This window comes from Burkholderia sp. Ed8, assembly GCF_040761425.1.
Lineage (GTDB): Bacteria > Pseudomonadota > Gammaproteobacteria > Burkholderiales > Burkholderiaceae > Burkholderia > Burkholderia seminalis.
Window position 1 is genome coordinate 126800 of the sequence record NZ_CP142886.1, and the last position, 21663, is coordinate 148462.

At 67.4% G+C, this 21663-nt stretch carries 20 protein-coding genes and 1 pseudogene; 13 read left to right on the forward strand and 8 right to left on the reverse strand.

All coding sequences use genetic code 11. The annotated features are described in order from the left end of the window. The first annotated feature begins 13 nt into the window (after positions 1-13). The 4 genes from VXM69_RS14390 to VXM69_RS14405 all read left to right on the forward strand — a co-directional run bounded on the left by VXM69_RS14390 (position 14) and on the right by VXM69_RS14405 (position 4279). The gene (locus tag VXM69_RS14390; RefSeq protein WP_034190734.1) at positions 14-1189 is read left to right on the forward strand and encodes a VWA domain-containing protein; all 1176 of its coding nucleotides are present in this window, start codon (positions 14-16) and stop codon (positions 1187-1189) included. Between the two features lie 58 nt (positions 1190-1247). Next, the gene (locus VXM69_RS14395) at positions 1248-2459 is read left to right on the forward strand and encodes a benzoate/H(+) symporter BenE family transporter (RefSeq protein WP_034190733.1); all 1212 of its coding nucleotides are present in this window, start codon (positions 1248-1250) and stop codon (positions 2457-2459) included. A gap of 169 nt (positions 2460-2628) precedes the next feature. Beyond that, positions 2629-3582 carry a transaldolase gene (gene tal, locus VXM69_RS14400; protein ID WP_049031029.1) on the forward strand — a complete coding sequence of 318 codons (954 nt, stop codon included), beginning with the start codon at positions 2629-2631 and terminating at the stop codon, positions 3580-3582. A 241-nt stretch (positions 3583-3823) separates the two neighbouring features. Beyond that, entirely contained in the window at positions 3824-4279 is a 456-nt protein-coding gene (locus VXM69_RS14405) for a VOC family protein (RefSeq protein WP_034190731.1), read from the forward strand. A 90-nt stretch (positions 4280-4369) separates the two neighbouring features. On the opposite strand, the gene mctP is transcribed toward VXM69_RS14405, so the two are convergent. The 3 genes from mctP to VXM69_RS14420 all read right to left on the reverse strand — a co-directional run bounded on the left by mctP (position 4370) and on the right by VXM69_RS14420 (position 7276). Then, positions 4370-5920: a monocarboxylate uptake permease MctP gene (mctP, locus tag VXM69_RS14410; RefSeq protein WP_034190730.1), complete on the reverse strand. Its 1551-nt coding sequence runs from the start codon at positions 5918-5920 to the stop codon at positions 4370-4372. Beyond that, a complete protein-coding gene (locus VXM69_RS14415) occupies positions 5917-6159 on the reverse strand; it encodes a DUF3311 domain-containing protein (RefSeq protein ID WP_034190729.1) in 243 nt (80 codons plus the stop codon). Before VXM69_RS14415 ends, mctP begins: the two co-directional genes overlap by 4 nt. Positions 6160-6358: 199 nt before the next feature. Next, positions 6359-7276, reverse strand: a complete 918-nt coding sequence (locus VXM69_RS14420) for a spermidine synthase (RefSeq protein ID WP_049031028.1) — start codon at positions 7274-7276, stop codon at positions 6359-6361. 136 nt (positions 7277-7412) lie between these two features. Here VXM69_RS14420 and VXM69_RS14425 point away from each other — a divergent pair, with 136 nt between their 5' ends. Then, a complete protein-coding gene (locus VXM69_RS14425) occupies positions 7413-7667 on the forward strand; it encodes a hypothetical protein (protein ID WP_082744701.1) in 255 nt (84 codons plus the stop codon). 47 nt (positions 7668-7714) lie between these two features. Here VXM69_RS14425 and VXM69_RS14430 read toward each other — a convergent pair. Beyond that, positions 7715-8047: pseudogene (locus VXM69_RS14430) on the reverse strand (DNA-deoxyinosine glycosylase); the annotation flags it as partial. Between the two features lie 155 nt (positions 8048-8202). Between VXM69_RS14430 and VXM69_RS14435 the strand changes: the two are divergent. Continuing rightward, complete coding sequence (locus VXM69_RS14435; protein WP_049031027.1) at positions 8203-8898, forward strand: mobilization protein; 696 nt, start codon at positions 8203-8205, stop codon at positions 8896-8898. Positions 8899-8974: 76 nt separating this feature from the next. Beyond that, entirely contained in the window at positions 8975-9778 is an 804-nt protein-coding gene (locus VXM69_RS14440) for a hypothetical protein (RefSeq protein ID WP_034190831.1), read from the forward strand. A 35-nt stretch (positions 9779-9813) separates the two neighbouring features. Here the strand turns inward: VXM69_RS14440 and VXM69_RS14445 are convergent, their stop codons facing one another. From VXM69_RS14445 to VXM69_RS14460, 4 genes are all read right to left on the reverse strand, one after another. Next, entirely contained in the window at positions 9814-10290 is a 477-nt protein-coding gene (locus tag VXM69_RS14445; protein WP_034190726.1) for a DNA-deoxyinosine glycosylase, read from the reverse strand. Then, entirely contained in the window at positions 10290-10889 is a 600-nt protein-coding gene (locus tag VXM69_RS14450; RefSeq protein WP_069705631.1) for a chorismate lyase, read from the reverse strand. The genes VXM69_RS14445 and VXM69_RS14450 overlap by 1 nt, the downstream gene beginning before the upstream one ends. An 8-nt stretch (positions 10890-10897) precedes the next feature. Next, positions 10898-12796, reverse strand: coding sequence for a molecular chaperone HtpG (gene htpG, locus VXM69_RS14455; RefSeq protein WP_069705577.1), 1899 nt, complete (start codon positions 12794-12796; stop codon positions 10898-10900). A 153-nt stretch (positions 12797-12949) separates the two neighbouring features. Then, a complete protein-coding gene (locus tag VXM69_RS14460) occupies positions 12950-14410 on the reverse strand; it encodes a PLP-dependent aminotransferase family protein (RefSeq protein WP_034190724.1) in 1461 nt (486 codons plus the stop codon). A 229-nt stretch (positions 14411-14639) separates the two neighbouring features. Here VXM69_RS14460 and VXM69_RS14465 point away from each other — a divergent pair, with 229 nt between their 5' ends. The 6 genes from VXM69_RS14465 (at position 14640) to VXM69_RS14490 (ending at position 21583) form a co-directional block, all read left to right on the forward strand. Beyond that, the gene (locus VXM69_RS14465) at positions 14640-15332 is read left to right on the forward strand and encodes a VOC family protein (protein ID WP_049031290.1); all 693 of its coding nucleotides are present in this window, start codon (positions 14640-14642) and stop codon (positions 15330-15332) included. A 53-nt stretch (positions 15333-15385) separates the two neighbouring features. Continuing rightward, on the forward strand, positions 15386-16294 hold the full coding sequence (locus VXM69_RS14470; RefSeq protein WP_034190722.1) for a DMT family transporter: 909 nt from the start codon (positions 15386-15388) through the stop codon (positions 16292-16294). Between the two features lie 152 nt (positions 16295-16446). Further along, a complete protein-coding gene (locus VXM69_RS14475; protein WP_049031287.1) occupies positions 16447-17628 on the forward strand; it encodes a PLP-dependent aminotransferase family protein in 1182 nt (393 codons plus the stop codon). A gap of 42 nt (positions 17629-17670) precedes the next feature. Then, positions 17671-18129 (forward strand): RidA family protein, encoded by a 459-nt coding sequence (locus VXM69_RS14480; protein WP_367189777.1) that lies wholly within the window; start codon positions 17671-17673, stop codon positions 18127-18129. A 13-nt stretch (positions 18130-18142) separates the two neighbouring features. Further along, positions 18143-19027 (forward strand): PhzF family phenazine biosynthesis protein, encoded by an 885-nt coding sequence (locus VXM69_RS14485; RefSeq protein ID WP_049029078.1) that lies wholly within the window; start codon positions 18143-18145, stop codon positions 19025-19027. 216 nt (positions 19028-19243) lie between these two features. After that, positions 19244-21583: an EAL domain-containing protein gene (locus VXM69_RS14490; RefSeq protein ID WP_034190718.1), complete on the forward strand. Its 2340-nt coding sequence runs from the start codon at positions 19244-19246 to the stop codon at positions 21581-21583. Positions 21584-21663 lie beyond the last annotated feature (80 nt).

Consider the following 21663-nt stretch of genomic DNA (forward strand, 5'->3'; position numbering starts at 1 on the left):
CGAAGGCCCGGCCATGCTGCTCAATTTCTTCTACGCGCTGCGCGCAGCCAAGCTGCCCGTCTCGGTGAAGGAATACCTGACGCTGCTCGAATCGCTGAAGGCCGGGCTGATCTCGCCGTCGATCGACGCGTTCTACTTCCTCGCGCGGATGACGCTCGTCAAGGACGAGCAGTATTTCGACAAGTTCGACCAGGCGTTCGGCGCGTATTTCCACGGCGTGTCCGCGCTGCCGTCCGAGGCGTTCGACATTCCGCTCGACTGGCTCGAGAAGCGCCTCGAGCGCGAGCTGTCGCCGGAGGAAAAGGCGCAGATCGAGGCGATGGGCGGGCTCGACAAGCTGATGGAGCGTCTGAAGGCGCTGCTCGACGAGCAGAAGGAACGCCACGAAGGCGGCAACAAGTGGATCGGCACGGGCGGCACGTCGCCGTTCGGGCACGGCGGCTACAACCCCGAAGGCGTGCGCATCGGCGGCCCGTCGAACGGCAACCGCACCGCGGTGAAGGTGTGGGAGGCACGCGCCTATCGCGACTACGACGATTCGGTCGAGATCGGCACGCGCAACATCAAGGTCGCGCTGCGGCGGCTGCGCCGCTTCGCGCGCGAAGGCGCGGCGGAAGAGCTCGACCTGCCCGGCACGATCCGCAGCACGGCCGCGAACGCGGGCTGGCTCGACCTGCGGATGGTGCCCGAGCGCCACAACAACGTGAAGGTGCTGATGCTGCTCGACGTCGGCGGCTCGATGGACGACCACATCAAGCGCACCGAAGAGCTGTTCTCGGCCGCGAAGGCCGAATTCAAGCATCTCGAATTCTTCTACTTCCACAACTGCGTGTACGACCACCTGTGGAAGAACAACCGCCGCCGCCACTCGGAGCGCACCGCGACGTGGGACGTGCTGCACAAGTTCACGCCCGACTACAAGCTGATCTTCGTCGGCGACGCGACGATGAGCCCGTACGAAGTGCTGCAGCCCGGCGGCTCGGTCGAATACAACAACCCGGAGGCCGGCGCCGTATGGCTGCGCCGGCTGGCCGACCAGTTCCCCCATCATGCATGGCTGAACCCCGAGCCCGAGCGGCTATGGGAGTACCGGCAGTCGGTCGCGGTGATCCGCGACCTGCTCGGCCATCGCATGTATCCGCTCACGCTCGCGGGCCTCGAAACCGCGATGCGCGCACTCAGCAAGTAACGCCACCCCACTCGCACCAAACAAGGGCCGCGTCCGAGCGGCCTCCCCCGGAGATAGCATGAATCCCTCGCCCACCGCGAGCGCCAGCCGCGCCGGCGGCCGCCGCTTTTTCGCCGATACGTCCGTGTCGGCGCTCGTCGCCGGCTTCGTCGCGATGATGACCGGCTACACGAGTTCGCTCGTGCTGATGTTCCAGGCCGGCCGCGCCGCCCACCTCACCGATGCGCAGATCTCGTCGTGGATCTGGGCGCTGTCGATCGGCATGGCGCTGACGACGATCGGCCTGTCGCTGCGGTTTCGCGCGCCCGTCGTCGTCGCGTGGTCGACGCCCGGCGCCGCGCTGCTGATCGCGTCGCTGCCCGGCGTGCCCTACGCCGAGGCGATCGGCGCGTTCGTCGTGTGCGCGCTGCTGCTGACGGCCGTCGGCATGAGCGGCCTGTTCGACACGCTGATGCGCCGGATTCCGGCCGGCATCGCCGCCGCGCTGCTCGCGGGCATCCTGTTCGAGATCGGCATCGAGATCTTTCGCGCCGCGCAGTTCCAGACCGCGCTCGTGCTCGCGATGTTCTTCACCTACCTGATCGTCAAGCGGCTCGCGCCGCGTTATGCGATCGTGACCACGCTGATCGTCGGCACGGCGGTGGCCGGCGGCCTCGGCCTGCTCGACTTCAGCCGCTTCCACATCGCGCTCGCGCAACCGGTGTTCACGATGCCCGCGCTCTCGATCGCGTCGATCGTCAGCATCGGCATTCCGCTGTTCGTCGTCGCGATGGCGTCGCAGAACGTGCCGGGCATCGCGGTGCTGCGCGCAGACGGCTACCCGACACCGTCGTCGCCGCTGATCGCGACGACCGGCCTCGCGTCGCTGCTGCTCGCGCCGTTCGGCTCGCACGGCGTGAACCTCGCGGCGATCACGGCCGCGATCTGTACGGGCCCCGAAGCGCACGAGGATCACGCGAAGCGCTACACGGCCGCCGTGTGGTGCGGCATGTTCTACCTGGTCGCCGGCATCTTCGGCGCGACGATCGCCGCGCTGTTCGCGGCGCTGCCGAAGGCGCTCGTGGTATCGGTCGCCGCGCTCGCGCTGTTCGGCTCGATCATGAGCGGGCTCGCGAACGCGATGCAGGACGTGAAGCAGCGCGAGGCCGCGCTCGTCACGTTCATGGTCACCGCGTCGGGCCTCACGCTGCTGTCGATCGGCTCGGCGTTCTGGGGGCTCGTCGCGGGGATCGTCACGCAGGTGATCCTGAACGCGCGGCGCCCCGCGTGACGCGGCCCGCGGCCTGTCGCGGCGTGCCTCGGGCACGCCAAAACGTGCTCGACACGAATCGGGCCTAAAATGATGGATCCGGAAGCGGCGCCACGCGCCGCTTCGCTTCGCCGCCGCGCTCGCGCGGCCCGTGAGAACCCGGCGCCCCGCGCCCTTCTTCCGAATCGCCATGACTACCGCACTCGACCAGCTGAAGCAGTACACGACCGTCGTCGCCGACACGGGCGACTTCCAGCAGCTTGCGCAATACAAGCCGCAGGACGCGACCACGAACCCGTCGCTGATCCTGAAGGCCGTCCAGAAGGATGCGTACAAGCCGATCCTCGAGAAAACCGTCCGCGATCACCGCAACGAAAGCACCGATTTCATCATCGACCGCCTGCTGATCGCCTTCGGCACCGAGATCCTGAAGCTGATCCCGGGCCGTGTGTCGACCGAAGTCGACGCGCGCCTGTCGTTCGACACGCAACGCTCGATCGACAAGGGCCGCGAGCTCATCAAGCTGTACGAAGCAGCCGGCATCGGCCGCGACCGCATCCTGATCAAGCTCGCATCGACGTGGGAAGGCATCCGCGCGGCCGAGGTGCTGCAGAAGGACGGGATCAAGTGCAACATGACCCTGCTTTTCTCGCTCGTGCAGGCCGCCGCGTGCGCGGAAGCCGGCGCGCAACTGATCTCGCCGTTCGTCGGCCGCATCTACGACTGGTACAAGAAACAGGCCGGCGCGGAATGGAACGAAGAGAAGGACGGCGGCGCGAACGATCCGGGCGTGCAGTCGGTGCGCCGCATCTACACGTACTACAAGACGTTCGGCTACAAGACCGAAGTGATGGGCGCAAGCTTCCGCACCACGAGCCAGATCACCGAACTCGCCGGCTGCGACCTGCTGACCATCAGTCCCGATTTGCTGCAGAAGCTGCAGGACAGCAACGAGACGGTCGCGCGCAAGCTGTCGCCGGAATCGCTGCAGGACAAGCCGTCCGAGCGCGTCGCGATCGACGAGGCGTCGTTCCGCTTCCAGCTGAACGACGAAGCGATGGCGACCGAGAAGCTCGCGGAAGGCATCCGCGTATTCGCCGCCGACGCGGTGAAGCTCGAGAAGCTGATCGACGCGCTGCGCTGACCCGCCACGCGCGTCAGCGGCTGTCAGCAACACGGGCAACAGCCGTCGGCAAGCACGCCGCACACGGCCGCGAACGGGATGTTCGCGGCCGTTTTTATTTTTCATTCCATCGTCAAGCGCGCGCACTACAATCCACGTCACGGGTGCGGCGGCCGCCTCCCGATGCGCCCTTCCCCAGTCAATCTTGCACGACGCCGAACCCGCGCCGACGCGCTGGCACGGCCCATTACAGGAGACAACGATGCAAGTCCAACCGTACCTGACGTTCTACGGTCGCGCCGACGAAGCCCTTCAGTTCTACGAAAAGGCGCTCGGTGCGAAGACCATGTTCAAGATGCACTTCAAGGATGGGCCGCCGAACCCCGACCACCCGATGTCGCCGGAGATGGCCGACAAGGTGATGCACGCGAGCTTCACGATCGGCGACTCGATGATCATGTGCTCGGACGGCGACTGCAGCCAGCCGGCCGGCGCCGCGCACGCCGGTTATTCGCTGTCGCTGAACCCGGCGACGGTCGACGAAGGGCAGAAGCTGTTCAATGCGCTCGCCGACGGCGGCGAAGTGACGATGCCGTTCGGCAAGACGTTCTGGGCGCTCGGCTTCGGGATGGCGAAGGATCGTTTCGGCGTGCACTGGATGGTCAACGTCGAGGACCTGTCGCAACGCGAGGCACTCGCGAAACACGCGCAGGGCTGATGCAAGAGGAACGCCCGCCACGTTGCGGTGGCGGGCGTTTTCGTTGCCGCGCGACGCATGCGCGGCACACCGCCGCGCATGCCGCCGCCGTCAGCCCTCGACGACGTCGAGATAGTCCTCCGGCCGCGTGCGGTCTTCCGCGTGCGCCATGCCCATCACGCGCACCAGCACGCTCACCGCCACCGCCACCACCAGGTTCACGATCAGCGACCAGACGGCCGCGTAGCCGGGAATCGCGAGGCCGAACAGGTGGATCGTGAAGATCGAGCCGGCCAGCTTCAGCGAAATCGCCATCCACGTGCCGCACACGATGCCTGCCGCCCAGCCGGCCAGCAAACCGCGATGGTCGAGCACGCGCGTGTACAGGCCGAGCACGATCGCAGGCAGCGTCTGGATGATCCAGATCCCGCCGAGCAGCTGCAGCTGGATCGCGTAGGTCAGCGGCAGCCCGAGGATGAACGCGACCGCGCCGACCTTCACGATCAGCGACACGAGCTTCGCGACGTGCGTCTCCTGCTCGTGCGTCATGTTGCGGTTCACGAACTCGCGGTGGATGTTGCGCGTGTACAGGTTCGCGGCCGCGATCGACATGATCGCCGCCGGCACCAGCGCACCGATGCCGATCGCCGCGAACGCGACACCGACGAACCACGACGGGAAGTACTCGAGGAACAGCGCGGGCACCGCGAAGTTCGGACCGAACGCCTTGAAGTACGGCGCGTACTGCGGCATGTCCTTCACGCCCGACGCGAGCGCCATGTAGCCGAGCAGCGCGAGCAGGCCGAGCACGAACGAGTACGCGGGCAGCATCGCCATGTTGCGGCGAATCGAGTTGCCCGACGACGACGACAGGATCGCCGTGACCGAGTGCGGGTACAGGAACAGCGCGAGCGCCGAGCCGATCGCGAGCGTCGCGTACGCGCTGTAGCCGTTCAGGCTCGCCGCATCGGGCGCCTTCAGCAGCAGCTTCGCCGGCGGCACGCTCGCGAAGATGTGCCCGAAGCCGCCGAGCTTCGCCGGGATCACGACGACCGCCGCCGCGATCGTGATGTAGATCAGGATGTCCTTCACGATCGCGATCATGGCCGGGGCACGCAGCCCCGACGTGTACGTGTACGCGGCGAGGATCGCGAACGCGATGATCAGCGGCAGGTCACCGACGAAGCCGGTCGTGTCGAAGCCGAGCGCGCCGATCACCACTTCGATGCCGACGAGCTGCAGCGCGATGTACGGCATCGTCGCGACGATGCCCGTCACCGCGATCGCCAGCGCGAGCATCCGGCTGCCGTAGCGCGCGTTGACGAAGTCGGCGGACGTCACGTAGCCGTGCCGCTTCGCGATGCTCCACAGCTTCGGGAACACGACGAACGCGAACGGATAGATCAGGATCGTATAAGGCAGCGCGAAGAAGCCCATCGCGCCGGCGCCGAACACGAGCGCGGGCACCGCGACGAACGTGTAGGCCGTGTAGAGGTCGCCGCCGAGCAGGAACCACGTGACGATCGTGCCGAAGCGGCGTCCGCCGAGGCCCCATTCGTCGAGATGGGCGAGATCGCCGCGCCGCCAGTTCGCGGCCAGGAAACCGATGATCGTGACGCCGATGAACAGCAGGACGAAGACGAAGGTTGCACCGAGATTCATCGCGCACCTCCCTGCGGGCCGCCCGCCTTCCAAGCGTTCTTGGTCTTGAAGTACACGAACGCGGTGATCACCGCGCTGATGAAGACCCAAAGCAGCTGATACCAGTAGAAAAACGGAAAACCGAACATCTGCGGTTCGATCTTGCTGTACGACGGTACCCAGACCATCGCAATCAGCGGCAGTACCAGCAGCCAGAGCCAGCGCTTCGCGGCCCGGTTGGCGTCGGCATCGTGAGCCATGACGTCTCCTCTTCTTTCCCGGATATCGATCTTGTTGAGCGGGTACGGCGCCGGGAGGAGCGGCGAAACGGGTAGGCTGCGGCTCCCCTGGCTTCGCGCCAGTATAGGAGCCGCGAGCACGCGGTCAAGCAGGGGCGAACCCGAGGTGATCCGCCCCTTGTCGCATGGTTGCACCGGGCTGCCGCCGGTGCGTGAAGCGTCAGATCGCGAACGAGGTGTCGCGTGCGCCGGTCGTTTCTTTCAAAGCTTTCACCCACTTGCGCGCGGGCAGCTTCAGCGTGTCCTCGATCAGCTTCGCGCGGGCGTCGAGCTGCGCGAACGGCACGTCGAGCGCCGGGCCCGAGAACGCGATCGCGATCCGGTTGCCGTCGTGCACTTCGGGCAGCGCGATCACGCGATGATCGAACGCCGCGTTCAGGTGCTTCATGTTGCGCACGAAGCTCGGATGATCGCCGAACAGGTTGATCGTCGCGATGCCCGCCTCCGCGAGACAGCCGCGCACCGCGCGGTAGAACGCGACGCTGTCGAGCACGGGGCCGCGCGCGGTCGCGTCGTACAGGTCGATCTGGATCGCACCCGTCGTGCCGCGGTTGGCCGGGTCGTTGACGAAGTCCCACGCGTCGGCTTCATGCACGACGAGGCGCGCGTCGTCGGGCGGCAGCGCGAACATCGTGCGCGCGGCGACGATCACGGCCGGATTCAGTTCGACGGCCTCGACCTTCGCGTCCGGCAGGAAACGGTGCGAGAACTTGGTCAGCGCGCCGGTGCCGAGCCCGAGCTGGACGATCCGCTCGGGCGTTTCGAGGAACAGCAGCCATGCCATCATCTGCTGCGCGTATTCGAGCTCGATGGCAAGCGGCTTCGAGATCCGCATCGCGCCCTGCACCCATTCGGTACCGAAGTGCAGGAAGCGCACGCCGCCTTCTTCGGAGAACGTAACGGGCGCGAAGCGCGGCTTGCGCGGCGCTTCGAGCACCGGCACGTCGTCGTGTTCGTCGATGTCCGGGCGACGCTTCACACGCGGCGGCTGAAGCTTTTCGGAGCCGTTGTACGAGGACGGCTTGCCTTGCTTGAATGCACGCGCCTCGGCGGACGCGCGCTTGATCAGTCGGGTCATGATTGAATCTCGCTGGGTGATGCTGGTTTTGGCGGACGAGAGGATAGCATTGGTGCGTGATGGCGGCCGCGACGCGCGGTGCACGATCCCGGATGCCGTCGACGCGAGGCTGCCTTCATCGATCGAAGGAGGACACATGACATCGAACGACAGGAAGATCTGGTTTCCGGCGAAACGCTACGGCTGGGGATGGGGTTTGCCGGTCGCGTGGCAGGGCTGGGTCGTGCTGCTGCTGTTCGCGGCCGGCATCATCGCGACTGCATGGCGGGTGCCGCCGCAACGCTCGCCGCTTGCATACGCCGTTTGCATCGCGGTGTGGGTCGCGCTGCTGATTGCGGTGTGCTGGCTCAAAGGCGAGAAGCCCCGGTGGCGATGGGGCGAGGACGATTGACGATCGTGCCGAACCGGCATCGGCCGTCGACGCCGGAATTCCAGCCCCCGCTCGAACGACGGCATTGCCTTCGCCGGGCTCGACGAAGGCAGCACGAGCGTCTCGTACCCGGCCTGGCCGATCACGTCGGCAAAGCGCCCCGCCGTCTTGCCGTTGACGCACACGCGCTTCAGCCGCGGCGCATGCTCGCGCGACGAATCGAAATCGTTCGGTCTTGCTTTCCGGATCGCCGAATCGAGACTGCGCTGGCGATGGCAGGCATCGAGCACGTCCCGGATGCCGATGCCATGCGAAGGCACGCACACGAGCCGCGCGTCGTACGACAGCGCATGCAGCATCGGCTCGCCGAGCACCGCGCCGAGCAGCCGCCAGAACGGGTTGCCATTTTGTTCAGTTTGACATCGGCGTCGGTCAGACAGCATGCTGCTGTCGCACCTGCATGCTCTTTCGACGTGACCTGTACGCAGTAACGTCATCGAAGCCTGCCAACATCCGTTCCGGCCATACCTGCTCCATCACACGGGATTTCGCATTCATGAGTCACATCCACTTCATCGGCGGGGAAAAAGGCGGCGTCGGCAAATCGCTCGCCGCCCGTGTGCTGGCCCAGTATTTCATCGATCGGAGCGTGCCCTTCGTGGGCTTCGATACCGACCGATCGCACGGCGCGCTACTGCGGTTCTATGCCGATTTTGCCGCGCCTGCCGTGCTCGACCAGCACGACAGCCTCGACCCGGTCATGGAATCGGCGCTCGAAGATCCGCAGCGGCGCATACTGGTCGACCTCGCGGCCCAGACGCGGCAGTCGCTCGCAAGATGGCTCGACGATTCGGACGTGCTGGATTTTGCCGCAGAACACGGCCTCACGTTGACGTGGTGGCACGTGATGGACACCGGACGCGATTCGGTCGATCTGCTGCGGCAATGGCTCGACGAATTCGGTGGACGAATCAAGCTGGTGCTGGTACTGAATGAAGTTCGCGGCGATCGCTTCGAGATTCTGGAGGCGTCCGGCGAACGCGAGCGGGCCGAGGCCCTCGGCGCCAGCGTGATTACGCTGCGCCGCCTGCCCGATACGACGATGCAGAAGATCGATCGTCAAAGCGCGAGCTTCTGGGCGGCGGTCAATCATCCCGACCGCGCCGCCACGGGGCTCGGCTTGCTGGAGCGGCAGCGCGTCAAGGTCTGGCTGCATCGTACTTACGAGGAGCTGGGCACGCTCGCCTTGTAGTGCGGGGCCGCTGCGACGGCGCGGCGGGTGCGGCGAGTGGCCGGAATGGCTCATGCGGGGAAACTTGGAGGTTGCGATGGCCGATCACGACAGACTGCATCCACTCCGTCCGTTCCTGAAAAATTGGGTTTGGGAGCACGGCCGGATCGGGACGCGCTATCTCGACTGCGTCGATGGCGAAATCAAGTTCGATGCAGGCAAGAAATCGCATTTCGCTGCCGAGCAATATATCTACGTGCCGCTGGGCAAGAACACTGACGACGACGCATCCGCGGAGGGTCCCGCGATCCACGAGGAAGGACTTGCCCGCTTTTTGCGGGCTGCGCAGCTGGGAACGCCAGGGGAAGCCGGTTCTGTAGCGGAGGTTCAGCGTGCGGTGCAGGACTGCGTGGAAATCGGCCTGTTCAGCGCGTATCAATGGGAGGCTCGACAGGCATTTGCCCGCTACGCGCAGGAACCCATGTTCGAGGACGAGATCCGCGCGGCGGTCGTCGACGACATCCGGCGAACGTACGTCGCCATGCGAGAGCAGCTGGCGCTGTACGATTTCAGTGTGCTCTACGGCTTGCCCACGCCGCTGCTGATCAGCGATACACCCTTCATCGACTGGCGCGTGATCGCCAGTCCGGCACTTCCGTTCGTATCGCTTCCGCTGGGACCTTACTGCCTGCTGGTGGGCGCGCCGTCGGGCAGGAGTAGCCGAATCGGCCCGGTGGTCTGGAAGGCCGCTGCCGCGATGGGCCCGTTGAAGGACCACAACCGCCGGATCGAAGAGCACGCGCGTCTGTGGCTAGTGGCGACCACCGACGACCCACTCGTCGCCGCACAGGGTCGCATCACCGCGGCCAGGGGCGCCAGGCACCTGCCGCCGCCCGCCTGATAGCGCTGCTTCACCGACCCGGCCTCCACCGCGCCTCAGGTGCGAAGTGCACGCCAGAGCACCAGTTTCTGTTCGAACGACAACGTCGCGTTCGCTGGACTCGACGAAGGCAATACGAGCGTTTCATAACCCGCCGCGCCGATTACATCGGCAAACCGCCCCGCCGTCTTGCCGTTGAAGCAGACTTTCTTCAGCAACGGCGCGTGCTCGCGCAACGAAGCAAAGTCGTTCGGCTTCGCATTCCGGATCGCCGAATCGAGACTGCCTTGTCGATGGCAGGCATCGAGCACGTCCCAGACGCCGATGCCGTGCGCAAGCACGCGTTCGAGCCGTGCGTCATACGCGAGTTCGTGCAGCCCGGGTTCGCCGAGCACCGCGCCGAGCAGCCGCCAGAACTGGTTGCGTGGATGCGCGTAGTACTGCGCGGCATCGAGCGACGCCTCGCCCGGAAAGCTCCCGAGGATCATCGTGTGCGTATCCGGCGCGACGACCGGCGGAAAACCCCGCAGCATCACGCGTCCCCACGCGGCCCGACGGAGCGCGGCCCGTCGCCGTGCGCGGCGAGATGGCGCCACAGCGCCGGCAGCATGCACTCGGTGACCATCAGCGGCTTGCCGTGACGCTGAAACACCGAACGCCGCGCCGCGAACGCATGCGGCGCGCGCGCGCCGATGCCGAGCGCATGGCTCGCGAGCGCATACAGCGGATGACCGGCGATCACGCGCCGGCTGACGAGCGCCGAGCGCTCGACCTGCGGATCGCTGTACAGCAGCTCCGCGAGCGGCCGCGTGCGCAGCCGCCGCATCGCCTGCCACACGCCCTTGCTGGCCGCGAGCGGCGCGATGCTGTGCGCGGCGACGTACGGCACGCCGTCGACCGACAGGATCACCTCGCGCACCCACATCGGCGCGCGCGGCGCACTGGCAAGCGCGTCCGGCTCGTCGAACCACGGACCGTCGACGGCCTCGCGCGTCACGCGCACGCTCACGCGGCCGAGCCGCGCGAGATGGGCCGTCAGCGATCCGCCGCGCGTCAGCCAGTCGCGCTGGTCGAGCGAGCAGCCCGGCCGCGGCGTCTCGCGCCAGCCGGCCTGACCGCCGTCGAATCGCATGCGCGGATTCACGCGGCGCGCGACAGCAGCAGCGCGTTGGTCCGCTTCACGAAGCTCGCCGGATCGTCGAGCATGCCGCCTTCGGCCAGCAGCGCCTGATCGAACAGCAGATGGCACCAGTCGCCGAAATCGGCGCTGTCGGCGTTCAGCTGCTTCACGAGCGCGTGATCGGGATTGATCTCGAGGATCGGCTGCATCGCCGGCGCGTTCTGCCCTGCGGCCTTCAGCATCCGCTGCAGGTAGCCGCTCATGTCGTTGTCGTCCGCGACGAGGCACGACGGCGAATCGGTCAGGCGGAACGTGACGCGCACTTCCTTCACCTTGTCGCCGAGCGCTTCCTTCATCTTCTCGACGACCGGCTTGATCGCTTCGCCCGCCTGCTCCTGCGCCTTCTTCTCCTCGTCGTTCAGCTCGCCGAGATCGAGATCGCCGCGGGCCACGCTCGCGAGCGGCTTGCCGTCGAATTCATGCAGGAACGACAGCATCCATTCGTCGACGCGATCGGTCAGCAGCAGCACCTCGACGCCCTTCTTCCGGAACACTTCGAGGTGCGGGCTGTTCTTCGCGGCCTGCCACGTATCGGCGGTCACGTAGTAGATCTTGCTCTGCTCGGGCTTCATGCGCGACACGTAGTCGGCGAGCGACACGTCCTGAGCGTCGGTGTCGCCGTGCGTCGACGCGAAGCGCAGCAGCTTCGCGATGCGCTCGCGGTTCGCGTGATCCTCGCCGAGGCCTTCCTTCAGCACCTGGCCGAACGCGCCCCAGAACGTCTTGTACTTTTCCTTGCCGGTTTCGTCTTCCGCATTGGCGAGCTCCTCGAGCATCGACAGCGCGCGCTTGGTCACGCCTTCGCGGATCGCCTTCACGTCGCGGCTTTCCTGCAGGATCTCGCGCGACACGTTCAGCGGCAGGTCGGCCGAATCGACGACGCCCTTCACGAAACGCAGGTATTGCGGCAGCAGCTGCTCGGCGTCGTCCATGATGAACACGCGCTTCACGTACAGCTTCAGGCCGCCGCGATAGTCGCGGTTCCACAGGTCGAACGGCGCGTGCGACGGCACGAACAGCAGTTGCGTGTATTCGCTGCGGCCCTCGACGCGGTTGTGCGTCCAGGTGAGCGGATCCTGGTGATCGTGCGCGATGTGCTGGTAGAACTGCGTGTACTGCTCGTCGGTGACGTCGCTCTTCGAACGCGTCCACAGCGCGCTCGCCTGGTTGACGGTCTCGTCCTCGTCCTTCAGGACCATCTCGCCCTTTTCCTGATCCCATTCTTCCTTGCGCATCAGGATCGGCAGCGCGATGTGATCGGAGTACTTCTGGATGATCGAGCGCAGGCGGTGCGACGACAGCAGCTCGTCCTCGCCCTCGCGCAGGTGCAGCGTGATCGTCGTGCCGCGCTGCGCGCGCTCGATCGCGTCGATCGTGAAGTCGCCCTCGCCCGCGCTTTCCCAGCGCACGGCTTGGTTCGCCGGCAGGCCGGCGCGGCGCGTCTCGACGGTGATCTTGTCCGCGACGATGAAGCCCGAGTAGAAACCGACGCCGAACTGGCCGATCAGCGCCGCGTCCTTCTGCTGGTCGCCCGACAGCTTCGTGAAGAATTCCTTGGTGCCCGAGCGCGCGATCGTGCCGAGGTTCGCGATCGCCTCGTCGCGGCTCATGCCGATGCCGTTGTCGTCGATCGTGATGGTGCGCGCGGCCTTGTCGTAGCCGATGCGGATGCGCAGGTTCGGATCGTTCTCGTACAGCGCGTTGTCCGCGAGCGCTTCGAAACGCAGCTTGTCGACCGCGTCGGACGCGTTCGACACCAGTTCGCGCAGGAAGATTTCCTTGTTGCTGTAGAGCGAATGGATCATCAGGTGGAGGAGTTGCTTGACCTCTGCCTGAAAGCTCATCGTTTCATGTGCCATGGATGCTGTTTCCTCTTACTTGAACAGGGATGGTGTGGCGCAGGCGCCCGGGGCGCGATGCCCGCGAGTCCGTGGAGGACGACCGCCCGGCGCCAGCGGTTTGCGCGCGTATCTGGGGACGGCGCGCGCGATTTCAAGACACGACGCGCCGCGTCACGACGCGCGCCGCACCGCCGAGTCGATATAGCCGGCCAGCAGCCCCGGCAGCGCCGGATCGCCGCAGTTCGCGACATTGAAGCGCATCCAGGTCGACGGCGACTGCTGCGGCGAGAACAGGCTGCCCGGCGTCAGCAGGAAGCCGGCCTCGTGCGCGACCGCCGCGAGCGCGTCCGAATCGACGCCCGTGTCGGCCCACAGGAACATCCCGGCCGCCGGCATCGTGAACAGCCCGAGCCCGGTGCGCTCGAGCATCCGCGCGGTCTTGTCGCGCACGCCGTCGAGCCGCGCGCGCAGCCGCTCGACGTGGCGCCGGTAATGCCCTTCGGTCAGGATCTTGTACAGCACGCGCTCGTTGAGCTCGGGCGTCGTCATCCCGACCAGCATCTTCTGGTCGGTGACCGCCTTCGCGATCTCCGGCGCGCACGCCACGTAACCGACCCGCAGGTTCGCCGCGAGCGTCTTCGAATAGCTGCCGAGGTAGATCACGCGCTTCAACTGGTCGAGGCTCGCGAGGCGCGTGGCCGGATAACTCGGCGGGCACAGGTCGCCGTACACGTCGTCCTCGACGACGAGGAAATCGTACGCCTCCGCGAGCTTCAGGATCCGGAACGCCTGCGCGGCCGACAGCGACGTGCCGGTCGGGTTCTGCAGCACCGAGTTGATCACGAGCATCTTCGGCCGCCACATCTGCACCAGCGTTTCGAGCGCGTCGAGATCGGGGCCGTCGGGCGTGTACGGCATCCCGACGAGCTGCGCGCCCTGCGCCGCGAAGCGCCCGAACATCTGGAACCACGCGGGATCGCCGACGATCACCGCGTCGCCGGGCCGCATGTAGATCCGCGAAATCAGGTCGATCGCCTGTGTGATCCCCGAGACGAGCACGATCTGCTCGGGTTTCGCGCCGATCTCGACTTCGGCGAGGCGCGTCTGCAGTTGCTGGCGCAGCGGCAGGAAGCCCTGCGCGGTGCCGAAACCGAGCATCTGCGCGCCCGACTGGCGCCCCAGCGCGCGCAGCGCGCCGGTGATCAGCTCGCCGTCGAGCCAGCGGCCCGGCAGGTAGCCGAGGCCCGGCCCCTTCTCCGGGCTGACGGTGTGCAGCATGTTGCGCAGCAGCCAGACGACGTCGATCGTGTTGTGCACGGGCGCGGCCTCGGCCACGCGCGCGACGCCGTCGGCCGGCTGCGGGCCGGCGCCCGTGCGCTCGCGCACGTAGAAGCCCGAGCCGCGCCGCGAGTCGAGGTAGCCCTGTGCGACGAGGCGCTCGTACGCCTCGACGACGGTGAAACGCGACACGCTCTTGTCGAGCGCGAGCTTGCGGATCGACGGCATCCGCATGCCGGGACGGAACACGCGTTCGTCGATGCGCCGCCGCGCCCACTGGACCAACTGGTCGACGAGCGTGAGCGTGGCCGTGTCGTGCGGCGCGGGAATCTGGGCAAGTGGGACGATGGACATGGGCGGCAGCTCCAACTGTACCGAAGGCTATCGCGCCGATTGTACCGTTACTGTGCCGGTAACGCCGATTACAGTTGACCGGAATGGCGCGCGTGCGGCCGTCGTTCCGGCCCCGCCGCACCGGCGCCGCGCCGCCCGGCCCGCGTCGCGGCCGGTGCGCCGGCCAGGCCGGCTACCGCCCGGCGCCTCGCCCGCCTACCATGACACTTTCGCTTCCCGACCGACGTTCATGCCAGCCCGCTCCCTGACACTCGACCATCTCGTGATCGCCGCGCGCACGCTCGACGAAGGCGTTCGCCATGTCGCCGACGCGCTCGGCATCGAACCGGCCGGCGGCGGCCGCCACCCGCTGATGCGGACCCACAATGCGCTGTTCGGCGCGTGGGGCGGGCTCTACCTCGAAGTGATCGCGATCGACCCCGATGCGCCCGCCGCGGACGACGGCGCGAAGCCGCCGCGCGCACGGCTGTTCGGCCTCGACGATCCGGCGATGCACGCACGGCTCGCGCAGGGCCCGTTCCTCGCGCACTGGGTCGCGCGCGTCGACCGCCCGCGCCAGCTTGCCCTGTGGCAGAGCCAGTACCCGGCCCGCATCGCGCCCGTGGTCGCGATGAGCCGCGGCGACCTGCGCTGGGGCCTCACGGTGCCCGACGACGGCAGCTTCCCCGCCTGGCAGGGCTCGGGCGACGGGCTCGCGCCGTCGCTGATCCAGTGGGACAGCCCGCGCCACCCGGCCGAGTCGCTGCCGGGCAACGGCGTCGCGCTGAAGGCGCTCAAGGGCACCCACCCGCGTGCCGACGTCATCCGCGAGCAGCTCGACTGGCTCGGCGCCGCCCAGCTGCTCGATCTCGACGCGGGTGAAGGTCCGCCCGCGCTCGTGGCCGAATTCGATACGCCGCAAGGCGCCCGTACGCTGCGCTGAACGCGCCGCCGCGTTCCCGACGACAACGACCTGCAATACGGAGACACCGCCACATGAATTCGCGCGAAACCCGGGGCATGCTGCTCGGCCTGATCGGCGTGATGATCTTCAGCCTGACGCTGCCGATGACGCGAATCGTCGTGTCCGAACTCAACCCGCTGCTCAACGGGCTCGGCCGCGCGCTCGCCGCCGCCGTGCCGGCCGGCCTGCTGCTGTGGTGGCGCCGCGAGGCGCTGCCGACCCGCGCGCAACTGAAAAGCCTCGCGATCACGTCGGCCGGCGTGATCATCGCGTATCCGGTGTTCTCCGCGTGGGCGATGAAATCGGTGCCGGCGTCGCACGGCGCGGTCGTCAACGGGCTGCAGCCGCTGTTCGTCGCGCTGTACGCGGCGTGGCTGTCGCACGAGCGGCCGTCGAAGGCGTTCTGGGCCAGCGCGGTCGCGGGCAGCGCGCTCGTGATCGCGTTCGCGCTGCGCGACGGCGGCGGCACCCTGCAGGCCGGCGACGCGCTGATGCTCGTCGCGGTCGGCATCGGCGCGCTCGGCTACGCGGAAGGCGCGCGCCTCGCGCGCCAGATCGGCGGCTGGCAGGTGATCTGCTGGGCGCTCGTCGTGTCGGCGCCGTTCCTCGTGCTGCCGGTCGGCTGGCTCGCGTGGATGCAGCATGCCGCGCATCCGGGCCCGCTCGCGCCGCGCACGTGGCTCGCGTTCGGTTACGTGACCCTTTTTTCGCAATTCATCGGCTTTTTCGCCTGGTATGCGGGGCTCGCGATGGGGGGCACCGCACGTGTCGGCCAGGTGCAGCTGCTGCAGATTTTCTTCACGATCGCCTTTTCCGCCCTGCTGTTCGGCGAGACCGTCACGCCGTCGACGTGGCTGTTCGCGGCGGCCGTGATCGCCACCGTGGTGCTCGGGCGCCGCTCGGCGGTGGCCACGGCCCCGCGTCCCGCTCGCGCCGGTTGATGAGGTGCGCCATAATGTTTGTTTTGCCTGATCGGTTTTGCCCACCCGGCCGCGAAGGCTCGATCGCGCTCGCGCCTGCCCACCCGGCGGTGTCGAAACGATTCGCCCGAACGACCTTTCTTGACTGACCACGATATCCGAACGAGGAGACTATGAATCCGAGCGACCTGCATCCGCCGCACTGGCAGCTTTCCGAACGCGCCCGCAAGCTGACGAGCTCTGCGATCCGCGAGATCCTGAAGGTCACGGAACGCCCCGAGGTCATCTCGTTCGCCGGCGGCCTGCCCGCCCCCGCGACGTTCCCGGCCGAGCGCATGCGCGCCGCCGCCGACCGCGTGCTGCGCGACGCGCCGGCCGCCGCGCTCCAGTACAGCGCGACCGAAGGCTACCTGCCGCTGCGCGAATGGATCGCCGAGCGCTACAGCGTGCGCGTGTCGCAGGTGCTGATCACGACCGGCTCGCAGCAGGCGCTCGACCTGCTCGGCAAGGCGCTCGTCGATCCGGGCAGCCCGATCCTGGTCGAAACGCCGACCTACCTCGGCGCGCTGCAGTCGTTCTCGCTGTACGAGCCGCGCTACGTGCAGGTGCCGACCGACGAACAGGGCCTGCTGCCGGAAGGCCTGACACCCGAACTCACGCAAGGCGCGCGCCTGCTGTACGCGCAACCGAACTTCCAGAACCCGACCGGCCGCCGCCTGCCCGTCGAGCGCCGCCGCGCGCTCGCCGCGTTCGCGCAGTCGAGCCCGTTCCCTGTGCTGGAGGACGATCCGTACGGCGCGCTGAACTATCGCGGCGAACCGCTGCCGACGATGCTGTCGATGGCGCCCGACCACGTCGTGCACCTCGGCACGTTCTCGAAGGTGCTCGCACCGGGCCTGCGGATCGGCTACATCATCGCGCCCGAGGAACTCCACTTCAAGCTCGTGCAGGCCAAGCAGGCCACCGACCTGCACACGCCGACGCTCACGCAGCGCATCGCGCACGAAGTGATCAAGGACGGCTTCCTCGACGAGCACATCCCGACGATCCGCGAGCTGTACAGCGCGCAGTGCGACGCGATGCTCGGCGCGCTGGCGCGCCACATGCCGGAAGGCGTCACGTGGAACCGCCCGGAAGGCGGGATGTTCATCTGGGTGAACCTGCCCGCGCAGATCGACAGCATGAAGCTGCTCGCCGCGGCCGTCGACAACCACGTCGCCTTCGTGCCGGGCGCGCCGTTCTTCGCGGACGACGCGCAGCAGAACACGCTGCGCCTGTCGTTCGTGACGGTGCCGCCCGAGAAGATCGAGGAAGGCGTCGCGCGCCTCGGCAAGCTGCTGCGCGAGCGCCTCTGATCCCCTTTTTCCTGTCACGACTCTCTACGAGGAATCGATTACATGGCTAACGTCTACGACAAGCTGAAGTCGCTCGGCATCGAGCTCCCGACCGCCGGCGCACCGGCCGCCGCCTACGTGATGAGCACGCAAAGCGGCAACACGGTGTACCTGTCGGGCCACATCGCGAAGAAGGACGGCAAGGTCTGGGCCGGCAAGCTCGGCGCCGACCTGCAGACGGAAGACGGCAAGGCGGCCGCGCGCGCGATCGCGATCGACCTGCTCGCGACGCTGCACGCGCATACCGGCGACCTGAACAAGGTCACGCGCATCGTGAAGCTGATGAGCCTCGTCAACTCGACGCTCGACTTCACGGAACAGCACGTCGTGACGAACGGCGCGTCGGAGCTGATCGCCGAGGTGTTCGGCGACGCCGGCAAGCACGCCCGCTCGGCCTTCGGCGTCGCGCAGATCCCGCTCGGCGCATGCGTCGAGATCGAGCTGATCGCCGAAGTCGCGTAACGGGCCCGGCACGATGTCCGGCCGCCTCGTCCGCTTCAAGCAGGTCGACGTGTTCTCGTCGGTGCCGTTCAAGGGCAATCCGCTGGCCGTGGTGTTCGACGCCGATTCGCTCGGCGACGACGCCATGCTCGAGATCGCCCGCTGGACGAACCTGTCGGAAACGACGTTCCTCTGCACGCCGACCGATCCGGAAGCCGACTACCGCGTCCGGATCTTCACGACGGGCGGCGAATTGCCGTTCGCCGGCCACCCGACGCTTGGCACCGCGCATGCGTTCCTGGAAAGCGGCGCGCGGCCACGCACGCCGGGCCGGCTGATCCAGCAGTGCGGGGTCGGCCGGGTCGCGCTGCGCGAGCAGGCCGGCGGCTGGGCGTTCGCCGCGCCGCCGGCACGCGTCACGCCGCTCGACCGTTCGGACTACGCGGCGCTGGCCGCCGCGCTGCGCAGCGACGCGCTCGACCTCGATGCCGAGCCGTGCGCGGTCGACAACGGCGCGCCGTGGCTGGTCGTGCGGCTGAAGTCGGCCGACGCGTGCATCGGCCTGTCGCCCGATCCGGTCGCGCTGGAAGCGCTGACCCGCCGCTACGGCGTGGACGGCCTCGCCGCCTACGCGCCGCACGCCGAAGGCGGCCCCGCGACGTTCGAGATCCGCTGCCTGATGACGGGCGGCCAGTTCGGCACCCCCGGCGAGGATCCCGTCACCGGCAGCGCGAACGCCGCGCTGGCCGGGCTGCTGACGCGGCAGAATCGCCGCCCCGGCCCGTCGTACACGGCCCGCCAGGGCACGGCGATCGACCGCGACGGCCGTATCGCCGTCCGCTACGACGAAGACGGCACGACATGGATCGGCGGCGATGTCGTGACGGTCGTCGACGGCACCTTCCGGTCGCCTGCCTGACATTCCGCGATGTGCGATGGCGCCGGCTCGTTCGGCGCCCTACACTTCGCCCAACTATCGCAAAAACGTTCCAGCCAGTAATATCGGGCCTAATCCGTTGTTTCGGACGTCTGTCCATGGTTGCGCATCCCGCGAACGAACAGACGCCGGGATAACCCCAACCCAAGCCAGCCATCCGGACGGATGGCGCACGCGAGCAGGACGCCACCCGCTTCGATGAGCTCCGCCCGGTCCAACCACACGCCGCCGAACCGGCCGCTGCGCACGCCGCGCAAATCGCGCCGGCGGGCGCTATTTGCGATCCCGCTGCTCGGGATGCTGGCGCTCGCGTTGCTGTGGGCCGTGATCATCGCGCGGCTGTCGGTGGAAAAGGACAGCGCGTACAAGGAAGCGGCGGCCTCCGCCGCGATCCTCTCCTCCGCGCTCGAGCAGCATACGGTCAAGGCGATCCACCAGGTCGACCAGATCACCCGCTTCGTCAAGTTCGAATTCGAGAAGTCCCCCGCGCACTTCAACCTCGCGAGCGCCGTCGAAAAAGGCGTCGTGCCGAGCGATACGCTGATCCAGGTGTCGCTGGTCAACGCGAAGGGCATCCTGTTCGCGAACACGGCCGAGCTTCATCCGCAGCCGATCAACCTGTCCGACCGCGAGCACTTCAAGGTCCACCTCGCGCACAACGACGACCGCCTGTTCATCAGCAAACCCGTGCTCGGCCGCGTGTCGAGCCACTGGACGCTGCAGATGACGCGGCGCCTGAACAACCCGGACGGCAGCTTCGCGGGCATCGTCGTCGTGTCGGAAGACCCGAGCTACTTCACCAACGACTTCTACAACAACGCGGCGATCGGCAAGGAAGGCGTGATCGCGGTGGTGTCCGACACGGGTACGGTGCTCGCGCGGCGCACGGGTTCGCTGAACAACGCGCCCGGCGCGTTTTCGGCATCGGGCGTCTACCCGATCGCCGAGCGCGTGACGGGCACGATCATCGACCCGATCGACGGCGTGACGCGCATCGTGTCGTACCGCCACCTCGACGGCTATCCGCTCGCCGTGATGGTCGGGCTGTCGCAGACGGAAGAGTTCGCGGACTACTACCACACGCGCAACGTCTACCTGTTGATGACGAGCTTCATCACGCTCGCGATGCTCGCGTTCTTCGGCGTCGCGACGGGCCTGATCGGCAAGCTGCTCGGCCGCGAGCGCGAGATGACGCAGCTTGCCGAATACGACCTGCTCACCGGCCTCGCGAACCGCTACGCGACGCTGCGCGGACTGCGCAACGACGTGTCGATGCCGGCGAGCCTGTCGCGGCTCGGCCTGCTGTTCATCGATCTCGACAACTTCAAGACCGTCAACGACACGCTCGGCCACAACGCCGGCGACATCGTGCTGCAGATGACCGCGTCGCGCCTGGCCGATGCGGTCGGCGACGAAGGCTCGCTCGCGCGCATCGGCGGCGACGAGTTCGTCGTCGTGATGAAGGGCGACGACGTCGAGCGGCGCGCGGTGCGGCTCGCCGAAGCGATCATCCGGATGTTCGGCGAGCCGTTCGACGTGCGCGGCAGTTCGTTCGTGCTGCATGCGAGCATCGGCATCGCGCTGCACACCGTCGCGAACGAAAGCGAGATCGACCTGCTGAAGAAGGCCGACCTCGCGATGTACAGCGCGAAGGACGCCGGCAAGAACTGCTACCAGTTCTATGCGCCGCACCTGTCGCACCGCGCCGATCACCTGATGCGCTGGGAACAGCAATTGCGCGTCGCGCTCGCCGAGGGGCAGCTGTTCCTCGCGTACCAGCCGAAGATCGACCTCACGCACCGGTACATCACCGGCTTCGAGGCGCTCGCGCGCTGGGATCACCCCGAGCACGGGATCATCTCGGCGAACGAATTCATTTCGATCGCCGAATCGACGGGCCTGATCGTGCCGATCGGCGACTTCGTGATCCGCACCGCGTGCGAGCAGATCGCGCGCTGGCGCGACGAGGGCCACGACACGCTGACGCTCGCGGTCAACATCTCGCCCGTGCAGTTCTGGCGCGGCGACCTGATCGAGACGATCTCGCGCACGCTGCTGGAAACCGGCATCGACGCGAACCGGCTCGAACTCGAAATCACCGAGACCGCGATGATGGAATATCCGGAGCTCGTGTCCGAGAAGATCGTCGCGCTGAAGAAGCTCGGCATCCGCATCGCGCTCGACGATTTCGGCACCGGCTATTCGTCGCTGTCGTACCTGCACCGCTTCTCGGTCGACACGCTGAAGGTCGACCGCTCGTTCGTGCAGGCAATCCCGAACGATCGCAGCGTGTGCGTGATGGTGTCGTCGATCGTGCATCTCGCCCGCTCGCTCGGCCTGACCGTCGTCGTCGAAGGCACGGAAACCGAGGAGCAGATCACCTGGCTGTCCGCGCTCGGCGAGATCGAGGCACAGGGCTTCCTGTTCTCGCGCCCGGTGCCGGCCGACGCGATTCCCGCCCTGATCGCGCGCTTCGGCGTGCGCGGCGACCATCCGAACGTCATCGCCCATCGCGCGACCGGCAGCACGGGCGCCTGAGCGGCGAAACCGCCGCTATCACGGCGCGCGTTGCGCACCGCCGCAATTGTTGCGTTTCCCGATCCGATCGTTTAGTTCAT

Coding starts and splice junctions, on each gene's coding strand:
- VXM69_RS14390 (WP_034190734.1), top strand. CDS start 14: ATGCTGCTCAATTTCTTCTACGCGCTGCGCGCAGCCAAGCTGCCCGTC.
- VXM69_RS14395 (WP_034190733.1), top strand. CDS start 1,248: ATGAATCCCTCGCCCACCGCGAGCGCCAGCCGCGCCGGCGGCCGCCGC.
- tal (WP_049031029.1), top strand. CDS start 2,629: ATGACTACCGCACTCGACCAGCTGAAGCAGTACACGACCGTCGTCGCC.
- VXM69_RS14405 (WP_034190731.1), top strand. CDS start 3,824: ATGCAAGTCCAACCGTACCTGACGTTCTACGGTCGCGCCGACGAAGCC.
- mctP (WP_034190730.1), bottom strand. CDS start 5,920: ATGAATCTCGGTGCAACCTTCGTCTTCGTCCTGCTGTTCATCGGCGTC.
- VXM69_RS14415 (WP_034190729.1), bottom strand. CDS start 6,159: ATGGCTCACGATGCCGACGCCAACCGGGCCGCGAAGCGCTGGCTCTGG.
- VXM69_RS14420 (WP_049031028.1), bottom strand. CDS start 7,276: ATGACCCGACTGATCAAGCGCGCGTCCGCCGAGGCGCGTGCATTCAAG.
- VXM69_RS14425 (WP_082744701.1), top strand. CDS start 7,413: ATGACATCGAACGACAGGAAGATCTGGTTTCCGGCGAAACGCTACGGC.
- VXM69_RS14435 (WP_049031027.1), top strand. CDS start 8,203: ATGAGTCACATCCACTTCATCGGCGGGGAAAAAGGCGGCGTCGGCAAA.
- VXM69_RS14440 (WP_034190831.1), top strand. CDS start 8,975: ATGGCCGATCACGACAGACTGCATCCACTCCGTCCGTTCCTGAAAAAT.
- VXM69_RS14445 (WP_034190726.1), bottom strand. CDS start 10,290: ATGCTGCGGGGTTTTCCGCCGGTCGTCGCGCCGGATACGCACACGATG.
- VXM69_RS14450 (WP_069705631.1), bottom strand. CDS start 10,889: ATGCGATTCGACGGCGGTCAGGCCGGCTGGCGCGAGACGCCGCGGCCG.
- htpG (WP_069705577.1), bottom strand. CDS start 12,796: ATGGCACATGAAACGATGAGCTTTCAGGCAGAGGTCAAGCAACTCCTC.
- VXM69_RS14460 (WP_034190724.1), bottom strand. CDS start 14,410: ATGTCCATCGTCCCACTTGCCCAGATTCCCGCGCCGCACGACACGGCC.
- VXM69_RS14465 (WP_049031290.1), top strand. CDS start 14,640: ATGCCAGCCCGCTCCCTGACACTCGACCATCTCGTGATCGCCGCGCGC.
- VXM69_RS14470 (WP_034190722.1), top strand. CDS start 15,386: ATGAATTCGCGCGAAACCCGGGGCATGCTGCTCGGCCTGATCGGCGTG.
- VXM69_RS14475 (WP_049031287.1), top strand. CDS start 16,447: ATGAATCCGAGCGACCTGCATCCGCCGCACTGGCAGCTTTCCGAACGC.
- VXM69_RS14480 (WP_367189777.1), top strand. CDS start 17,671: ATGGCTAACGTCTACGACAAGCTGAAGTCGCTCGGCATCGAGCTCCCG.
- VXM69_RS14485 (WP_049029078.1), top strand. CDS start 18,143: ATGTCCGGCCGCCTCGTCCGCTTCAAGCAGGTCGACGTGTTCTCGTCG.
- VXM69_RS14490 (WP_034190718.1), top strand. CDS start 19,244: ATGAGCTCCGCCCGGTCCAACCACACGCCGCCGAACCGGCCGCTGCGC.